This window comes from Acetobacter persici, from assembly GCF_018256955.1.
GTDB lineage: Bacteria > Pseudomonadota > Alphaproteobacteria > Acetobacterales > Acetobacteraceae > Acetobacter > Acetobacter persici.
On record NZ_JAERKU010000003.1, the window covers coordinates 437,898 to 456,789 of the forward strand.

Below are 18,892 nucleotides of genomic sequence, written 5' to 3' on the forward strand. Positions count from 1 at the left end.
AGAGTTCTGATCAACCGTTATCCCGGGTTGCAGACTCTGTTGTGTATGTTGCGAGATGTATTGCCTAAAGTGGCAGTCGGCTACGCCTCTGCCTTATTCTCATTCAGAGACCTTAAACCCCTACAAAGACTTATAAAGGGCTTGAATTTCTTTTTTGTATACAAGAAAGAAATATCTGCATCCAAAGTCAGACTATAACCAGTTTAATATTGGATATTTATAGTTCTGTAATAACACAAAAATCACATTAAGTATTTTTTATAGTCCATTCATTTCCACAATGTATCGTTTTTCCTTGACGAAATCATATCTATATCGCACCAATCGGATATGGCGATTCCACTCGGATGTTTATCTATATGCTCGATAAATCTAATCTAGATCTGCAACATCTTCGTTCTTTTCTGGCTGTTGCAGAGACACTCCATTTTACATCCGCAGCGCATCGCCGTGGCGTCAGCCAGTCGACCATCAGCCTGCATATCAGCCGTCTGGAAGAGGCTCTGGGAATTTCCCTTCTGTCCCGCTCAACCAAGGTGGTCGAACTTACAAGCTCCGGGCACGCGCTTATTCGGCTGGCGCAGGATGCCCTCCAGTCTCATGACCGTATTTTTCAGTTGTCTGAAAAACTCGAAACGCAGACACAGATAAGATTAGGTTTAACGGAAGATCTTATTCTTTCCGATCTCCCTTTATTACTAAGAAATTTTAGAAAAAAGAATAATAAGACGCAGGTTAGTCTCGTCACCGGGTTAAGTCATGAATTACGCGACCGGCTTGGAACGGGAGAGATTGACCTCATGTTTGGCATGCAGGCTCCGCACGAAACGCACGGCCACTTACTGTGGCAGGAGAGCCTGAAATGGTACATGCATCCAGAAGAGACGCTCGATAAGGAAAACTCCATACCTCTGGTTGTATTTCCAGAAGGGAGCGTCACGCGCCGGATAGCGCTTGAAACCCTTAACCGGCACAAAATCCGCTGGCATATCGCATTTTGCAGCGACAGTCTCAGCGCGCTGCTCGGCGCCGTCAAAGCGGGGTACGGCTGCACCCTGCAACCCGGTTTTCTCCAGAGGAGTGCTCTGGCGTCCCCCATTGTGATGCCAGATTTACCAGATGCCCCCTCTGTTGGTTTTGTCGCACTGAACAACAAGCAGGAGTTCAGTTCTCTTGAAAACACGCTGATCCAGTCAACAAAAGATGCCTTTCCCGGCTGATATCAGCACATAAAAGCAGGCTCACTTATGATCGTGTTCAAACACTCCCCAGGCCTTCTGTGTTCCGGCGTCCTGCTGTCCGGTATGGCTTTTCTGATGGCCCCCCTTCCCTGTGCGGCAGCAGATCAAAATGATCTTACTGGCTCTTCCAACATTGTTGTACACGGGAAAAATTCCGATGATGCACAAGCCCGCAGCATGACAGATCCGTCCGTGCCGGCCTATGTTCCATCAATCAATACGCCTGCCGGTGTTCCTTCAGCACCTTCCGCACAAAGTGCCCGTTCCACCGCCCCGCAGCCCTACCTTTTTTCCATGCACACACCGCCTGTTATGGATGCGGGAAAATATCTCTCCAAAAATGGCGTGTATATAACAGGCTGGAATGTTTCCGAATATTCAGGCGTTCCGGCTGGCGGTATAAAACACGGCTCATTTTTCAATAATTTTGCAGGAATTGGGCTCGATCTGGATATGCAGCGGATCGCCCATATTCCGGGGGCAAAAATCCATTTTCTGGCAGATGACGTCGCCGGTCAGGGGCGTGCCGGGGGCGCTACGGGGTCCAGCTGGGGCTTTGTGTCCTATTATGGCAATCATAATGGTTTTCAGGTCCGGGAATTCACATGGGATCAGGCTCTTTTTAACAACCGCCTCTTCATTCTGGCTGGCCGCTCCATGCCTAAAGGCGGCGAGTTTGATGGGTCAGAACTCTATTGCATGTTCCCCTCTTTCCTGTGTTCTGTGCCGACAACCCTGACCGTTAACGGCTCCATGCCCTCGTTCGTTACATCGTCATGGGGTGCGCGTTTCCTTTATAAGCCCACAGAAAAAACGTACATCAAGACAGGCATCTGGGAGGCTGAACCCTGGCTGAAAACCACCAACCATAATAGCTGGCCCGGCCCGGACTGGGGTTTTGATAAAGCTCAGGGCGAATATATTCCAACCGAGGCTGGATACCGCACAAACTTTACCAATGACCTCTATCCCCGCGCGTATGATCTGGGGTTTGTTTACGATACAGCCAGCTATTCTGACCCTCTTTACAACAATCATGGCCAGTCCCGCCCGCTTTATGGCGGAACAGCGATGAACCGCAGAGGCCGGACCCAGCTCTACCTTCAGGCACAGCAGATGATCTGGAAGCCTGATGAGCACGGGACACGTGGGCTTATCCTGTTCGGCGCGGCCAACCTCATGACATCAGGCAACGCGGCCATCAAGGATGGCTTTGTCGCGGGTCTGTTTGACTGGGGGCCATTTGCCAGCCGCCCCCGTGACTATTTTGGTCTCGTTGGCCAGAGCTTCATCTGGGATCACCGGTTTGTTGAGGGCATGAATGATACCCTGACAGCGCACGGCCATCATGCCCGGTGGGCAAAACAGGAAACCATGGTGGAAGTAAACTATGGTCTGAATATTGCACCGGGCGTGATGTTCACACCCTATTTTGAATATATCTGGAACCCCGACCAGCTTGGCCGCAAAACCATTCTGCCCAACCTGAACACCGCCGTGCAGGCCGGTGTAATGCTGAACGTCCAGTTCAGCCCCGCTTTTGGTCTCCCCACCCTGCATCGCACACGCAACTAGTCCGCATGTCTGAACCGAGCGCCACTTTCCATAAAGGATACAGAAAATGATCGCAGCAAAATGGCGGCAGATGATTGCCGGTCTGGTCTGTATGGGAGCCATTTCCTCCCCACAATATGTCTGGACCCTCTTTACACCGGTGCTCAAAACCGATTTCAGCACGAGCGCCGCAGCCCTGCAGATTACCTTTTCTCTGCTGATTGTGCTGCAAACCCTGTTTTCGCCCATTCAGGGCTGGATTGCGCGGCACGTCAGTCCGCGTACCCTGATTATGGCCGGCATTGTTCTGACGGGTTTGAGCTGGGTCGCCTCGGCACAGGTCCACACTCTCACCATGTTCTACCTGACCTATGGCGGGCTTGGCGGTGTTGGCACAGGTATTGTTTATGTCGGCGTTGTTTCGCTCCTGATGCAGTGGTTTCCCAAAAACCGGGGTATGGCTGCCGGAGCCGCAGCCGCAGGCTATGGCATGGGGGCCATGCTGACCACCTTCCCCATTTCTCACCTTCTCGCCGCGACGGACTGGCGGAATACCATGATGGTGTTCGGCGTTATCATGGCGGTTGTGGGAGTTGTTGCAGCCTGCTTCCTGAAAGTGCCGGAAATCGTCACCACCCCTGATGCGCCCGAAGCCAGCGGATATCTTACCTCTTATGTGGTCAGAACACCGCTTTTCTGGCTGATGTTTTTCATGATGGCGACCATGGCAACATCCGGTCTGATGGTCACCTCGCAGCTTGCCCAGATCGGAACGGATTTTGGGGTCGCCCATCTCACCATTCTGGGGATGGCGGCCCTGCCACTGGCCATGACGCTTGATCGTATTGCCAATGGTGTTACACGCCCGTTGTTTGGCTGGGTTTCCGACCACCTGGGACGTGAGCAGACAATGGCGTTTGCCTTCTCTCTGGAAGCGCTGGCTCTGACATGCTGGCTTGCTCTGGCAAACCACCCCGTCGCTTTTGTCCTGCTTTCCGGCATTGTGTTCCTCGGATGGGGTGAAATTTTCTCCCTTTTCCCCGCGACGCTGACGGACACGTTTGGCACCCGTGACGCCTCGCGCAATTATGGGCTGCTCTATATGGCGCAAGGCGTAGGAGCCGTCTTTGGGGGGCCGCTGGCTGCCTGGCTACATCAGGCCAGTGGCAACTGGCATATAGTGTTTACGCTGGCCATTGGTGGTGATCTGCTGACAGCTTTTCTCGCTCTTGCGGTCCTTCGCCCCATGCGCCGCCGCTTCATGCAGAGCGCGCCGTAATGCGGAAGCTCGACCCTTTTCTGACAGCCCTTATTGGCGCTGTCCTGCTGGCAACCGTGCTCCCCTGCAAAGGGAACGCCACCCGTGTGCTGGAATATGTGACAGATGCCTGCATCATGGTCATGTTCTTTATGCAGGGTATCAAGCTTGAACGTCGCGCCATTGTACACAATATGCGCAACTGGAAGTTGCAGGGGCTGGTGCTTGCATGCACGTTCCTGCTCTTCCCGTTACTGGGTATCATGCTTCATACGCTGGTACCCGGCTTGCTGGACAGCACGACATGGCTGGGGGTGCTGTTTCTGTGCTGCCTTCCCTCAACAGTTCAGTCTTCTATTGCCCTCACGTCTCTTGCTAACGGAAATGTCGCGGCGTCCATCTGTGCGGCGACCCTCTCCAATATCGTGGGGATTTTTGTCACCCCGGCTCTGGTTTCCGGCGTTTTGCATACGCAGGGCGTCTGGTCTGCTAAGGCCATCACCGATATCGCCGTGCAGCTTCTGCTTCCCTTTGTAGCAGGCCAGCTCCTCCAGCCTGTTTTGCATAAATGGGCGCATCGCAACAAAAAGATCCTCTCCATTACAGACAGATCTTCCATCCTTCTGGTGGTTTATACCGCCTTCAGTCATGCTGTGGTTGAAGGTATCTGGTCTAAACTCGATTTTAAGAGCATTGCTGCCCTGATAGCTACGGATGTCGGGCTACTGCTCCTTGTGCTACTGATCACCCTGTTTCTCGGGAAAGCCTGCCGTTTTCCCACTCCGGATGAAGTCTCGCTTATTCTTTGCGGGTCCAAAAAGTCACTCGCCTCAGGTGTGCCTATGGCTAATGTTCTCTTTCCTGCCTCCGTGGCTGGCTTCATTATCCTGCCGCTGATCCTCTACCATCAGATTCAACTTTTTGTTTGCACACTCATCGCCCGCCATTATCACGCCAAACATATTTCGGACGCCTGATGCTTCATACATTTCATGCTACACGCGGCATGGTGACATCCCCGCACCATCTCGCCAGTCAGGCCGGGCTTGATGTTCTGAAAAAAGGCGGCACCGCGCTGGAAGCCGTCGTTGCCACAGCCGCCACGCTTTCCGCGGTATATCCGCACATGACTGGTCTTGGAGGAGATGCTTTCTGGCTTATTTCCTACCCGGATGGCCGGATCTGCGTGATTGATGCCTGCGGGGCTGCGGCCGCTAACGCCTCCCTCTCTCTGTACCAGAATGCCGGGCATACAGATATTCCGTGGCGTGGCGGACTTGCTGCCAACAGTATGGCAGGCGCGGTTTCCGGCTGGCAGGAAGCCCTTTGCCAGAGTGCCGCTATCAAGCCCGGTCTGCCTCTGTCAGAACTGCTGAAAGACGCGATCTATTACGCCGAAGCAGGTTATGCCGTCTCAGACAGTGAAGCCTCCCTCCTCAAGGAAAAGAACGCCGAACTGGCCCATAATCAGGCTTTTATGGCTGCTTATGCCGGACAAGAAGCGCTCATGAGGCGTGGCGAAATTCGCCGTAACCCTGCTCTCGGGCGTACCTTGCGATCTCTGGCCGAAGACGGGCTGGAAAGCTTTTATACAGGAGGCATCGCGCACGCTCTGGCGCATGACCTTCAGCAGGCAGGAAGCCCCCTGACGCCTGACGACTTTGTTCGGCACAAAGCGACACTGACCGCCCCCCTTCAGGCCAGCATTCACGGAGCTACGCTTTACAATACGCCGCCCCCAACACAGGGCGTTGCCTCACTGGCCATTCTCAGGCTGTTCGATCAGCTTCACGCACCAGAGGCTGAGAGTTTCGCGCACATTCATGGGCTGGTTGAAGCCACTAAAAAGGCCTTCCTCTTTCGCAACGCGCATGTCGGAGACCCTGCGTATATGACTGAATGTGCGCAAAGCTTCCTGAATGATGCCGAGCAGATGAAGAGCCTTGCCGCCAGCATTGATATGCAGCACGCTATGCCCTGGCCCGTGCCCTCCCAGCAAGGTGATACAACCTGGATGGGGGCTATTGATTCAAACGGCATTGCAGTCAGCATGATCCAGAGCCTGTATTTTGAATTTGGATCAGGCGTGTTCCTGCCGGAAACAGGGATACTCTGGCAGAACCGTGGATCATCCTTCCGCCTTGCTGAAGAAGGCTGGAACACTCTTAAACCCGGACGGAAGCCGTTTCACACTCTTAATCCAGCAATGGCCCGCTTTCATGACGGGCGATGCATGGTGTACGGCACGATGGGAGGAGAAGGGCAACCCCAGACGCAATCCGCCATTTTTACGCGCTACGCCCGCTATGGCATTCCGCTGCAACAGGCTGTAACAGCCCCCCGCTGGCTTCTGGGGCGTACGTGGGGTGCAGAAAGTGTCTCGCTGAAAATGGAAAGTAACTTTTCCGAACCTCTTATTCAGCAGCTCAGGCTGGCAGGGCATGATGTAGAACTCGTCTCTCCGCTCTCCTCTATGATGGGTCATGCCGGAGCGCTTGTTCGCCACCGGTGCGGTCTTATCGAGGGAGCCGCCGACCCGCGGAGTGACGGTAGTGTTGCCGCGTTTTGATACGGGTTCCTAAAAAATTCTGGCCTTGTTTCAGGAGGCTACCGCGTGGAACGTATGTTCCACGGCTGGTAGCCTTGGGTCTGTCCTGCGCAGGTGTTGGGATTTCGCTGTTTAACGCACCCGCAGGTGTGGCTGGCACAATCCCGACATTTACGTTTAACGGCATCACCATCAAACCCTATGCAACGGACCAGTTAGACATTGGTGGTTTTCCGCAGACAAATCAGCCTGTGCCGGGCGTTGGGGCGCGTGGTGGCCGTATTCGGAATGGTGCCCGCGTTACCATCCACAATCAGGTTGAGCTGGGCGGCATATGGGATTTTGGCCCTGCTCCCGGTGGACAGATGCGCCTTTTTGAAGGCCAGATCAGCTATATCGGCCTCAGACATTTTGTGTTTACCGCTGGTATTTTCAAACCGAGCTTTGGCCTTGAATCCATGCAGGCACAAGGCGATACAGCTTTCATTGAACGCTCCAGTATTTCCACCATCACCCGCAATATTGCCGCTGGTATTGAACGACAGGCTGTGCAGATAGAAGCTCACGGTAAGAGATACCATCTGGCGCTCTCCGGCACCGCCGGGACGGCTGGCCCGGGCGAAAACGGTAACCAGCGCGCGCTTGTTTTCCGGCTGGTGGGTGTGCCGATCCGCACGCGAGATCTGTTTTTTCACGTTGGATTTTCCGGGGAATGGGTTTTCCGGGTCGCCCATAGTCCCGGACAGCAGCCCACTGCGACATTTTCTGATTATCCAGAAATGAATGTTGGGCTCACCTCCAAATATCTGAATACCGGCAAAATAAACCTTCGGGATGTCGGCGCCTTTGGGCTGGAAGCCGCGGCCGCATGGAAACGTCTGCTTTTCCAGGGCGAGGCTTACGAGATTGTTGCCAATAAGGCCGTGGAAAACACGACGCAAAAGCTGCATTTTTCAGGCTGGTATGCTCAGGCTAGCTATACTCTGGTCGGAAAACCCCGTAGCTGGAAATCCAGAACAGCCGCTTTTTCTTCCCCAACTTGCGCAAGAAACCAGAATTACCTGTGTAATGGAATAGGAATTCTGGAAGCCTCTGCACGCTATTCAGAAGCCAGCCTAAAATCAGCCTCCGTCGATGGGGGGCAGCAGAAAGCATGGTCTGCCAATCTGAACTGGTGGCCAATGGATATTTTAAAAATTGCCCTGCAATATGAATATGGCACAATCAAAGGCGGCCGGTTTCCAGAAAATTTTCACGCTGTTCTTTCTATGATCCAAATAAAATTTTGAAGCGTTTGAGAGAACGACCTTCCCATTCAAACCCTGCCAACAGACTTTTTCGGACCATGTTGCCAGTTAGCTCAGATGATAGCAGGAAGAGGGTTGCACGGCAGCGATGAAGGTTCATTTCAGGATGCTGTAATGTATTACAATACTCATGGGCTGCTTCAGTCAGACCCAAAAATGCTCCTTAATATTTCAGACTTTATAGCGTACACTGTAATAGTCCGGGGCACCTCTATTTTCTTGACCTGAAAACTGATATGCTTTGCGATCTTCAAGATTTTCCATGAGCAGATTAGACTGCAAAGGAACGTGCATACTCTTTTTTAAATAAATATTTCTTATTTAAAAAACATATTCCTTAGACGTCGCAAAAACACTCATAGATTTTTTCTAAGTCTAGCAGCTACCAAATTGCCAGAAACTTGCACAATTATTGTGATCAGTACAAGTATCCCAACTATCCAGAGCATCATGCCTGTGTTGAATCTCTGATACCCATAGCGGATAGCAAGGTCGCCTAATCCGCCAGCTCCAACAACACCAGCCATGGCAGAGGCGCTGATCAGGGTGACCACCGTAACCGTCAGGCCTGAAATCAATCCCGGCAGCGCTTCTGGCAGCAGCACAGACCATATGACTTTTAGGCGCGTTGCTCCCATGGAGCGTATCGCTTCAATCAGCGCGGGGTCCACGTCTTTCAAAGACACTTCAGCAATGCGTGCAAAGTACGGAATAGCCGTGACTGAAAGAGGCACAATCGCAGCTCCCGTTCCAAGGGCTGTTCCAACCAGAAGACGGGTAAACGGGATGAGCAGGACGAGGAGGATAATAAAGGGTACAGCTCTGGTCAGATCAATAATAAAGCCCAGTCCTTTGCGAATAACAGGCGAAGGCCATAGACCGTTGGGTGCTGTTACAGTCAGAAGAAGCGCGAGTGGTAATCCAAAAATGACGGCAATGGCAGCAGAAGCAAAAACCATTTCCAGCGTTGCCAGCGTCGCCTTCAGGAACAGATCAAATACCTGATGGGACATAGCCAAGCACTTCCATTTTCTCGACGTTCTGCACAAGCCAGTTCAGGGCGTTCTCATCGTCCCGAGAGAGAATAATGAGATGTCTTGCGCCTGTATCAGAATAATTTTCGTTCAAATCTACTCTCAACACGTGTGATGTAATAGAAAACTGCTCATAAAGAGCCGGAATGAGAGACGTGAATAAGGCGCTTTCTGCAACCGTTACACGCAGTGCCGGTAATCCTCCATGCGGTTTTTCGCTCTGCAGAACAGACAGTCGCTGGCCTGAAAGAACGCTCTGCTCTTCTCCTTCACAAAACTGGTTTAAGGCACGCTTCTCTTTTGTGCCTGAGAAATCTTCTATGCGTGCATCTTCTATAATGCGCCCCTGCTCTAAAACCATGACACGGCGCGCAAGGCGATGGATCACATCCATTTCATGGGTGATCAGCACAATCGTGATGCCAAGTTCCTGATTGATCTTGCTCAGCAAAGCCAGAATGGATGATGTTGTTTCCGGGTCCAGAGCCGATGTGGCTTCATCGCACAGCAGGACCGCCGGATTTGTGGCAAGTGCCCGCGCAATCCCTACTCTTTGCTTTTGTCCACCCGAAAGCTGAGAAGGATGTTTGTTTTCATGCCCTTCCAGTCCAACCAGCCCTATCAGTTCCTGAATTCTTGCGATGCGCGCTAATTTGGAAACGCCAGCAATCTCGAGAGCCAGAGAAATATTGCCCCACACCGTGCGGGATTTAAGCAGGTTAAAATTCTGGAAAACCATACCAATACGTCGGCGGACTGCCAGAAGTTCCTTTTCTTTCAGCCTGCCAATTTCTTGACCTTCAATAAAAACGTCTCCCGCATCCGGGGTTTCCGCGCCGTGCAGGCAGCGGAGCAGCGTTGTCTTCCCTGCCCCGGACCGCCCGATGATCCCGACAATATCGCCTGCCTGTGTGGAAAAACTCAAATCCTCCAGCACAGGGCTGCCGCCAAAAGCTTTATACAGCCGGTCAACTCTTAGACTCTCTGTCAGACTCTCAGCCATGCGATTTCTCTAAAAACGTGACGCTGTTCATATTTTTAAATCCGCACGCAGATAGTAAAATCCGCCTTCTTCTGAAAGCTGCTGACTAAGCGTATCATAGAGGTTGTTGTTATAATCTGCCGTGAAAGACGGCACCCGGCTCGGGTAAGCATTTCCAATATTATTGCCCCCCAATGCCAGATGCAGCTGAGGCAATACCTGATATCCCACCTCAAGATTGGTCACAAAGCGCGGGCGGTTGATCTGATGGTAAAACTCTGTGGTAGAAAAGGCATTTGGCCCAGAGACAAACGTCAGGTTCGATGTTGTGTGGCCATAGCGAATTTCATGCACAGCCACATCCCATTTCCCCAATGTCCACCGGCCGCCAAAAATAAGCTTGTTTGAGGGGTTTTCCGTCGACATCAGGCTGATCTGCTGAGCATTCAGGACAGGATTGCCCTCCCCTGTCTGAGCAATATCCTTGACTTTGGTATGATTGAAATTAACGGCGGCATCCCAGTCCACCTTTCCAAACCTGCCAAAATCCGTGGCGTAACGGGCTGTAATATCAAGGCCCGTCGTGCGCGTGTTGGCACCGTTCGTGAAATAATTTGTACTGACTGCGGATTCATCTCCGGCAAACCCGGATGTATTCACCCCGGCAGCCGCGTAAGCCTCAATGGCGCGTGCCCCTGAAGCATATCCTCCATCAACAATCCGGTGTTTGATAGAGATCGTGTAAGCATCAACATTGATATGGAGCCGTGGCAACGGGTTCAGGATCATCCCGACGCTGAAATTTGTTGATGTTTCAGGACGCAGCCCCGGAGAACCTAAGGCGCGTGCCGCTGCGGAGTTCGCGGCAATTTGCCCCGTTGCGTAGTTCGGGCTGGAAATGAAAGCAGCAAAATTCTGCTCAGCAAGAGTAGGTGCCCGAAAGCCAGTGCTGGCTGTCCCACGGAACCCGATATATTTGTTGATATCATAGCGGCTGGAAATTTTGCCGGTCCGTGCATTCCCGACGTCATTATAATGCTCAAACCGACCGGCAATATCCACCCGCCAGCGCGAGATAATTTGTGTCGACAAATCAATATAAGCTGCGGCCACATGTCTGGCGGAATTAACCGCGTTTTCTGGGGTTTCTCCCTGGTAGCCCTGTGCCCCGCTCAGATAATATGACAACGGCTCCCCGGCCCCGATCGAATAGGTGTCTCTGCGATATTCTCCCCCAAACGCAATATTCAGAGGTCTGTAAAGAAACGGCAGATCAACACCACGCCGGATATCGAGGTTATTTGTCCATTGCTGATTGGAGTAATTGCCCAGATAAAAGCGGGACGGTGAATAGCCAGTTTCTTTGTAGGCATCCGCATTGGCTGAGTTATAGTCAGCCAGCGTATCGTGGTCTCCGCCAATGGTGGAACTGAGATCCCAGTCAAAGCCGTATAATTTTTTCCCGCGGAACCCTAAAGTAAAGCCATAATCATTTTCAGGCATAGTCTCCACAGGCTCAAAACCATTCGGATACATGCCCTGAAGCCCGTCGGCTGCCGCCGTGCTTGGCGCGCGTAAATAGGCCCAGCGTTCAGCATCCCGATGTGTAAAGGTGCCAAACCCATAGAGTTCAACCTGATCTGTCAGATGATAGCCGAAATTCGCCTCGATTGATTCCCGTGTGACCTGCGGCTGGCCAGTTGCAAGGTCATTATTACGGCCGGTTCTGGGGTCAATCCCTGTCCTCTGGGTGCGATCCTGATGCTTGAATTCTGCGCTGATATTCACATAGCCACGCTGGCCCAGAGCAAACCCCGCGTTCAGGTTTTCCCCTGTCGTAAAGCCATCTCCGGCAGCATATCCGCCGTTGGTGGCTTGCATGTGCAGACCATGGCTGTTTGATTTCAGGATCACATTGATAACGCCTGCAATGGCGTCAGATCCATACTGGGCTGCGGCGCCATCCTGCAGGATTTCAATGTGGTCAATGGCCGAAATTGGCAACATGTCTAAGTCAACAGGCGTCGTGCCCTGCTGGGAAGATGCATCGACAGCAATGGCTGCTGTTGTATGGCGTCTTTTTCCGTTGACCAGCACCAGCGTCTGATCAGCATTCAAACCACGCAGACTCAGAGCATCCACGACTGACCCCTGATCTGACCCATTAACTTCCCGGCTGATGGACGGAGAAAGCTGGACAAGAGCCTCCCGGATGTCCGTCATACCTGTTGCTCTGAGCTGATCCCCGCCAATAATGGTGATTGGACTGACACTTCTTGCTGCGGTTTGAGAGGGATCCCGCGTTCCTGTAACAATCACCTGTTCAGGTTCATCAGAAGCCTCATGGTCTGATTGTGTTGTACGGAGCGTATTTCTGACAACAGCCACCTTCTGAGAACGCGCGCCTTTATCAGAAGGGTTTTGTCCGCTTCCGCTCTCCGCAGCCAGAGCGGTCGAAGCAGACAGACCAAAAACAATCGGTGCCAGAATATAACCACGTATCATTATAGTGTTTTCCATAAATAACTTTAACACAATTATTCCATGTGGAATTATGAGTCAAACAACGAATAATTTATGGATTTTTTATATAACGCGATTTAACATGCACTAAATAGAGCCTGTCAGAGCCTGACGCCGGTTTCGGCCACGGTCTGACATCTGGCAAATACCGTAGCTGGAAGTGATCAACGCATGACGCGGACTGCTTATTCTCTGCCGACCATCGATCTTTCGCTCTGGGACAAAAGAGGAAAGCCCGACGCCGCTTTTCTGGACTCACTGAGGCTTGCTGCCCATGAGTACGGCTTTTTTTACCTGAAAGGGCATGGAATTCCCTTGTCCCTCAATGCTGACCTGCTCCGGCAGGCGCAGCACTTCTTTTCTCTGCCTTTGGAGCAGAAAGAGAAGATTGCCATGGTTCATTCCCCGCATTTCAGGGGATATAATCGTGCGGGACTGGAGCTAACGCGCGGCAGGCAGGACTGGCGTGAACAGATTGATATCGGCTCAGAAAAAGCTGCCCTGACAGATCTTGAGGATAAGCCCGCCTATCTGCGTCTTCAGGGGCCTAATCAATGGCCTGAAGCCCTCCCTGATTTCAAAAAAACGGTTCTGGCCTGGCAGGAGCAAACCCTCAATGTGCTGCGCCAACTTCTTGAAGCACTCTCCCTGTCTCTGGCACAGGATAAAACAGCCTTTCATCCGGTTGTGAATGACTCACCCTATCTCCTTTTAAAGCTGATCCATTATCCGGGTTCTCAAAATAATGATGAAGGTCAGGGCGTCGGTCCGCATAAAGACAGTGATCTGCTGTCTCTTATCTTACAGGATAACGAAGGCGGCCTTGAAGTTGAGCTGGCGTCCGGGGAATGGCTCAAGGCTCCGCCACAGCCGGATACGTTTATCGTCAACATCGGTGAACTGCTTGAAGTCGCGACCAGCGGGTATTTCAGGGCAGCCATTCATCGTGTGGTCAGTCCCCGATCAGGGCATGACAGGCTCTCGGCCGCATTTTTCCTTGGCGCACAACTGGATTCCACAATCCCCATCCTGCCTTTGCCGGAATCCCTCACAAAATCCAGCATCGGGCTGACGCAGGACCCGGACAATCCGCTTTTCTCCCAGATTGGCCAAAACACCTTAAAGGGCCGCCTAAGATCGCATCCGGACGTCGCAGCCCGCCATCACAGTGATCTTCTTTCTCCGGTATTACCGAAAGTTCTCGACCATGCGTAATGTATTCTCTCCCCGCCTTTCCACCGCACGGGGGCGTCGTTTTAACCGTCGTACCGTCCTGACGCTTCTGGCTGCGACACCCGTCATTCTGTCATCCACCGCCAGAGCACAGTCTCGCCCAATACGGGTTGGCATCCTCTCTGGTGAGGATGAGGATATCTGGCATATTGTTCAGGAAAATGCCCGGACTGATGGACTGGCCATTGAGGCTATTCCGTTTTCTGAGGGAACGCCGATCAATGCGGCGCTGGCGGCCGGAGATCTGGACGCGAATGCTTTCCAGCATGGCCCCTATCTTCAAGCACAAAACACGGCTCTGGGTGCCCATATTGTCCCGGTCGGTAATACATATTTCGCGCCAGTCGGGTTTTATTCCAAAAAATGGACAAGCCTTTCTGCCCTGCCGCAAGGCGCAACAATCGGCGTTCCAGCGGACCCGACAAATGAAGGCAGAGCCCTCAAGCTCCTGCAATCCTTAGGTCTCTTGAAAATTGCAACCGTACCGGATGGAATGCCCACGGCGCTGGATATTGCGGAAAACCCCAAGTCTCTGACAATTAAAGAGCTGGATGATCCTGTTCTGGCACGATCCCTGCCCGATCTGGATGCCGGGGTGGTGATTACGGAATGGGCCTATAAAGCAGGGATTGACCTCAACAAAGAACGCCTCGCGCGCGAGAGTATGGAAAATAACCCCTACATCAATTTTATTGCGGTGAATGAGAACAACGCCCATGCACCATGGATACAGCCGCTCGTGAAAGCCTTCCAGCAACCCAATGTGCGGGAAAAACTGCTTGAAGCCTATCATGGCGCAATTATTCCATCGTGGAGTTAAATACAGAATGCACCACAAGGGGCGCGGGATACTGAGCAGGCCGTTTTGTAAGACCAGAGAAACACCCCTTACGGCTCAGTCACTATGATTTTATAGACAATATTAAGAATAGTCTGGCACTTTCCCTTCCAATACTTTTTTCAGAGAGCAAAAAATTCTTTCGTCCTCGCACTGCGTCACATGGCACCGCATGGAAAGAAGATGCCGACTGGCTGACACTGAAAACATTTCCCGGAGCATGGATAATAGCGTCAGCCATGCTTTTCAGTGCACTGTCTGTCGAGTTCTGTCCTTTAGGCAGTTGGCACCACAGACAAAAGCCTCCTTTCGGCACAATCCACGGGACTATTTTCAGAGGCTTCCGTTTGGGTAGGACCATCTTGCAGGATTTTTCCGGTCGTCCCTGAATTTCCAGCATGTGTTTGCGATAGTGTTCGGCCTGCATGAATTATATTCTCAGGGTGGCCGAGCAAAATGCGTCTCACGCTCGTAACAGCCTCTAATAGTTCACTAAACTAATTGCGGAATGAGCCACCGGACGGCGGTTGTCAAAAAACGCACCAGTGCCGTTATGTGCAATCTCAGCCAGCATCCTGTCACGCATGTCGATATCTGCCTGAGTGCGCGGCAGGAAAAACGCCCCTCGTCCATCAGTTGCCAGCGCCTGATTTGCTTCGACAAAGGGTTTCAGGGCGCGTTCATATGCTTCCAGTCCAGCCAATGTATCTTCATGCGAAGCAAGCTCTCCTGCAAGGACATAAGCACCGACAAGAGCAAGGCTGGTTCCCTGCCCGGACCGGAAAGACGGTGCAAAAGCGGCATCGCCTAGCAAAACGACAGATCCTCTGGACCAGTGCGGCATACGGATCTGACTGACACTGTCAAAATAAAGATCGTCAGCCACCTCCATCTCTTTCAACAGACGCGGCACTTCCCAGCGCATACCGACATAAGTTGCCTGTATTAAATCCAGTTGCTCCCTGATCGCGCGCGGGGCTCCCTGATCAGTCATGAATGTCAGAAACCCGAACATCCTTTGACTATCCTGAACTGCAAACAATCCCGCCACACGTCCGGGTTCTGCATGGAAAATACCGCCATGTGAGAGACCCTGATCATTTTCTAATGAGAAGAGTGCGAAATCAAAGCCGAGATCATGACGGAAAAGATCCTCAGTCCCAAAGACAAGACGCCGCGTGCGGGAGTGGAGCCCATCTGCCCCAACAACAATGTCGTAGCGTTCACGAATGCCACTGGTGAACCGAATATCCACCCCCGCACCGTCGTCGTGCAGCGTGTCTATTGAGTCATTGAACCGATACCGGACGTTTCCTTGCCGGGACGCGTCATACAACAATGTTGCCAGAGTTCCTCGAGGCAACTCCACGTCTCTTTCATCGCTACCAACGGCATCATAGACAGGCACAGAGCCAATTTCACGTCCGTCTCCATCAACAAATGTCATCAGACGTGTGTTGATGTGTGCCGCACGGATTTGTGGCAATAATCCCATCCGTTCGACCACATCAATCGCCGTGCCACGAACATCAATCGGATACCCTCCAGTGCGAATAGTCGCAGCACGCTCGATAACCGTCACGTCAAAACCATAGCGATCCAGCCAGAAAGCAAGAGCTGGCCCGGCAATGCTGGCACCCGAAATCAGGACACGACGGTTTCGGGTTGGAACGCCTCTTTTGCTCATGCTATGCCTCATACATTAGATTCGTCACGTATCTTATATACCAGCAAAACAAAGGCAATAAGATTCTTTGTGTATCTTATGGGGAGTGTTATGCGCGTTCGAGGGAGAGTAAGACGGCGGGGAGCAGCCTTGGAGGACGCTATTTTAGAAGCAGCCTGGGCTGAACTGTCTGAAAGTGGATATGCCGGCCTCACGATGGAAAATGTAGCCCGCCGGGCCGGCACCAGCCGCCCTGTGCTCCACAGACGCTGGCCCAACCGCACAGCGCTGGCAACAGCCGCACTGGCGCAAAGGTTTGCTCATGCGGCACCCGTCATTCCCGATATGGGGAACGTCCGCGATGAGCTCTGCCTTCTGCTTCGCCATATGTCCGATCGTGCAAACAGTGGAGACCTTCAGCTCTTTTTTGATATGCAAAAAGATCTGGTGGCGGAGCGCTCAAGTTTTACGGAATTACGCAACCGCATTGTTGAAGGGAACCAGTATCGCGCTGTTCTGGCACGGGCCGTCGAACGCGGAGAAATTAACGAAAGCAGGCTTACACCCCGTATTGCCTCACTCCCGCTAGACCTTGTGCGGCATGACCTGATGATGACCTTCAAACCCCTTACAGATGAAGCAATCAGCGAAATCGTCGATAATATTTTTCTCCCACTTGTTGCATCGGATCATCAAGTTTGTTGACTGATATAAGAAAGTCAGAAAACCCTTGGACATCCTGATCTTAATAGATTGCCTATAGAGATAGATACACAACTGCTGTGCGGGAGAGCTATTTTTCTAAAGAGACCTCCCTCACTTATAATTCCGAAATACAAAGTCTTCTGTGATTTTCTTCTCGTGTTTCACCCAGCACAGTCCGAGGTGTTTCTGGACACAATTACTTGCAAGGACTTTCTCGATCATATTCGGCAGTGAAATCACTATCCGGATTCAGGCATGAATAAGACGCGCGAAAACGGAATTCATCCCTTTTGCGAAGCGTGGGACATAAGGATGAACACGAGCTTCATAGGTGTGAAAAGCCTCTGCGTAATGTGCGCTCCGCTTGATTTCACCAGCAAGCACATAGGCACAGACCAGAGCCAGAGCTGTTTCTTCGCGCACGAAGGGGGTTTAACAGTAAGTTACATCCCCTAATAGCACAAAGCGCTTTTTTTCGACTAGCGGGACACTGTGAACTGATACATTGATCCAAAATAGAAATCACGAACCGTGTCCAGTTCTGTGCTGATACGGTCCGTGATGATTCTCCGTCCCTTTAGAGCCGCACGCAGCACTTTTTTCGCCCCGTCTGTTTTATGAAAATAAATTGGAAAAATGACACTATTTAAATAGCTCTGATATCAAGATAATGTCTCAAAATGCCGGATAATCCACGACACTTCATAAAGAAGCCCCATACTGACAAATGCCATATGGAAGCGTCGGTTGGTGGACATAATCGCTATCCCACACAAAACAAGATAAACTGGGACACGGAACCAGTATTCTATAGAAAACAAGGCATAATGCGCGGGTCCTTTAATGAGAGTGTCAATTAAATCAAAAACAACAGTCAGGGCAAAAAACGAGAAAAACCATTTTCGCCTTGAAATAAAAAAATCTTCATATCCTGTATAATCACTAATAGAGTCAGGAAATAGAAAAGCGCTCAGGAAAAATAAGATGATCGCATAAAGAATTAGAAACAAATAGGTCTCGAATCTCCATACAGGGAGTTCAATCAGCCACAACTCCCACCACCAGAAATGCATCAGCATCAGAAGCAACGTGAGCACCCAACCAATATGTACAGGATAAATGCTCGTCTGGCTTGGGTGTTGAATAATACGGACGAGACCCGTCAGAAGTCGCGTTACGCTCAAGCCGACCACCATGCCCATAATCATGCGGACATGCTGGAAAATATCCGGTGAGGTAAGGGGATGTGGAGCCATGATCAGATTTCTCCCTGTCAGTTATGTCTTCTCAAGGTTTATCGAGATTTTTATTTAAGGGTCGGTAATCTGTATTTAATAGTAAAGCGAATTTGGTTTCCATATCAGCGAATTATATTGCCATCAAAACGGGTTAAAATATATCATACGAACTTTCGCTGGTCGGTTGACATAACACACTCAACCAGTGCTGTTCAGGGTTTCCGGCAAAACCTATATTCTTTTTTGCAGTCGCGGTTTTCTCCTGATTATCAAAGAAATATAATATAAAACATCTGTGTGATTTTTATTAACCACAATCACTCCTTAATAATTAAAAATAAAAATAAATTAATACAGGAATAATTATGAACTATACTAGGTGAGACTAAAAAAATAAGACTGGCTTCATTGCAATGACGCAAGCCTCCTACTGCTCTAATAACGCGTTAATAAACTCCTTTTATACGTTCCTGCTCTGGGATGCGGCCGTCACAGCACAAAAAAGTGCCAACGTGCTCATGCCTCCTCCTCTGCATACGGTGGCACTGCCAAGTCTCATAATAAATATGCTATTTTACGACAACACATGTCGGAGAAAACGAACAATCGCTATCTACTTTAATCACAACGGTAGGAGCGCCTTTGTAACGTTATAAAAAGCTATAAATAGTAAAAATGCAGTATAGGCCTAGGGCCTGTTAGACCTTGAATGCCAGAACGGACTGCATAGCTGTTTATGATGAGTATGATGCAGTCTGTCTTTTC

The 18,892-nt window shown here is 51.1% G+C and carries 14 protein-coding genes; 9 read left to right on the forward strand and 5 right to left on the reverse strand.

Features of this window, described 5'->3' with window-relative positions:
* Positions 1-359: 359 nt before the first annotated feature.
* From JK199_RS06460 to JK199_RS06485, 6 genes are all read left to right on the forward strand, one after another.
* Positions 360-1,220, forward strand: coding sequence for a LysR family transcriptional regulator (locus JK199_RS06460; RefSeq protein ID WP_212353065.1), 861 nt, complete (start codon positions 360-362; stop codon positions 1,218-1,220).
* 198 nt (positions 1,221-1,418) lie between these two features.
* On the forward strand, positions 1,419-2,816 hold the full coding sequence (locus JK199_RS06465) for a carbohydrate porin (protein ID WP_244984926.1): 1,398 nt from the start codon (positions 1,419-1,421) through the stop codon (positions 2,814-2,816).
* Between the two features lie 46 nt (positions 2,817-2,862).
* Positions 2,863-4,074, forward strand: a complete 1,212-nt coding sequence (gene oxlT, locus JK199_RS06470) for an oxalate/formate MFS antiporter (RefSeq protein WP_212374639.1) — start codon at positions 2,863-2,865, stop codon at positions 4,072-4,074.
* The gene (locus JK199_RS06475; protein WP_212374641.1) at positions 4,074-5,030 is read left to right on the forward strand and encodes a bile acid:sodium symporter family protein; all 957 of its coding nucleotides are present in this window, start codon (positions 4,074-4,076) and stop codon (positions 5,028-5,030) included. The genes oxlT and JK199_RS06475 overlap by 1 nt, the downstream gene beginning before the upstream one ends.
* Complete coding sequence (locus JK199_RS06480; protein ID WP_212374643.1) at positions 5,030-6,622, forward strand: gamma-glutamyltransferase family protein; 1,593 nt, start codon at positions 5,030-5,032, stop codon at positions 6,620-6,622. Before JK199_RS06475 ends, JK199_RS06480 begins: the two co-directional genes overlap by 1 nt.
* A gap of 74 nt (positions 6,623-6,696) precedes the next feature.
* Positions 6,697-7,890, forward strand: a complete 1,194-nt coding sequence (locus JK199_RS06485) for an OprO/OprP family phosphate-selective porin (RefSeq protein WP_244984927.1) — start codon at positions 6,697-6,699, stop codon at positions 7,888-7,890.
* Between the two features lie 374 nt (positions 7,891-8,264).
* On the opposite strand, the gene JK199_RS06490 is transcribed toward JK199_RS06485, so the two are convergent.
* Genes JK199_RS06490 through JK199_RS06500 form a run of 3 tightly spaced genes read right to left on the reverse strand, consistent with a single transcriptional unit; the run spans position 8,265 to position 12,429 of the window.
* Entirely contained in the window at positions 8,265-8,921 is a 657-nt protein-coding gene (locus JK199_RS06490; protein WP_212353050.1) for a methionine ABC transporter permease, read from the reverse strand.
* On the reverse strand, positions 8,902-9,945 hold the full coding sequence (locus JK199_RS06495; RefSeq protein ID WP_212374645.1) for a methionine ABC transporter ATP-binding protein: 1,044 nt from the start codon (positions 9,943-9,945) through the stop codon (positions 8,902-8,904). Before JK199_RS06495 ends, JK199_RS06490 begins: the two co-directional genes overlap by 20 nt.
* Before the next feature lie 27 nt (positions 9,946-9,972).
* The gene (locus JK199_RS06500) at positions 9,973-12,429 is read right to left on the reverse strand and encodes a TonB-dependent receptor plug domain-containing protein (protein ID WP_212374648.1); all 2,457 of its coding nucleotides are present in this window, start codon (positions 12,427-12,429) and stop codon (positions 9,973-9,975) included.
* Positions 12,430-12,618: 189 nt separating this feature from the next.
* Between JK199_RS06500 and JK199_RS06505 the strand changes: the two genes are divergently transcribed.
* Positions 12,619-13,662 (forward strand): isopenicillin N synthase family dioxygenase, encoded by a 1,044-nt coding sequence (locus JK199_RS06505; RefSeq protein ID WP_212374650.1) that lies wholly within the window; start codon positions 12,619-12,621, stop codon positions 13,660-13,662.
* Positions 13,655-14,500, forward strand: a complete 846-nt coding sequence (locus JK199_RS06510) for a MetQ/NlpA family ABC transporter substrate-binding protein (RefSeq protein ID WP_212374652.1) — start codon at positions 13,655-13,657, stop codon at positions 14,498-14,500. The genes JK199_RS06505 and JK199_RS06510 overlap by 8 nt, the downstream gene beginning before the upstream one ends.
* A 499-nt stretch (positions 14,501-14,999) precedes the next feature.
* On the opposite strand, the gene JK199_RS06515 is transcribed toward JK199_RS06510, so the two are convergent.
* Positions 15,000-16,205 (reverse strand): FAD-dependent monooxygenase, encoded by a 1,206-nt coding sequence (locus JK199_RS06515; protein WP_212374654.1) that lies wholly within the window; start codon positions 16,203-16,205, stop codon positions 15,000-15,002.
* A gap of 90 nt (positions 16,206-16,295) precedes the next feature.
* Between JK199_RS06515 and JK199_RS06520 the strand changes: the two genes are divergently transcribed.
* On the forward strand, positions 16,296-16,889 hold the full coding sequence (locus JK199_RS06520; protein ID WP_212374656.1) for a TetR/AcrR family transcriptional regulator: 594 nt from the start codon (positions 16,296-16,298) through the stop codon (positions 16,887-16,889).
* Between the two features lie 662 nt (positions 16,890-17,551).
* Here the strand turns inward: JK199_RS06520 and JK199_RS06525 are convergent.
* Positions 17,552-18,145, reverse strand: coding sequence for a hypothetical protein (locus JK199_RS06525; RefSeq protein WP_212374658.1), 594 nt, complete (start codon positions 18,143-18,145; stop codon positions 17,552-17,554).
* Positions 18,146-18,892: the final 747 nt, after the last annotated feature.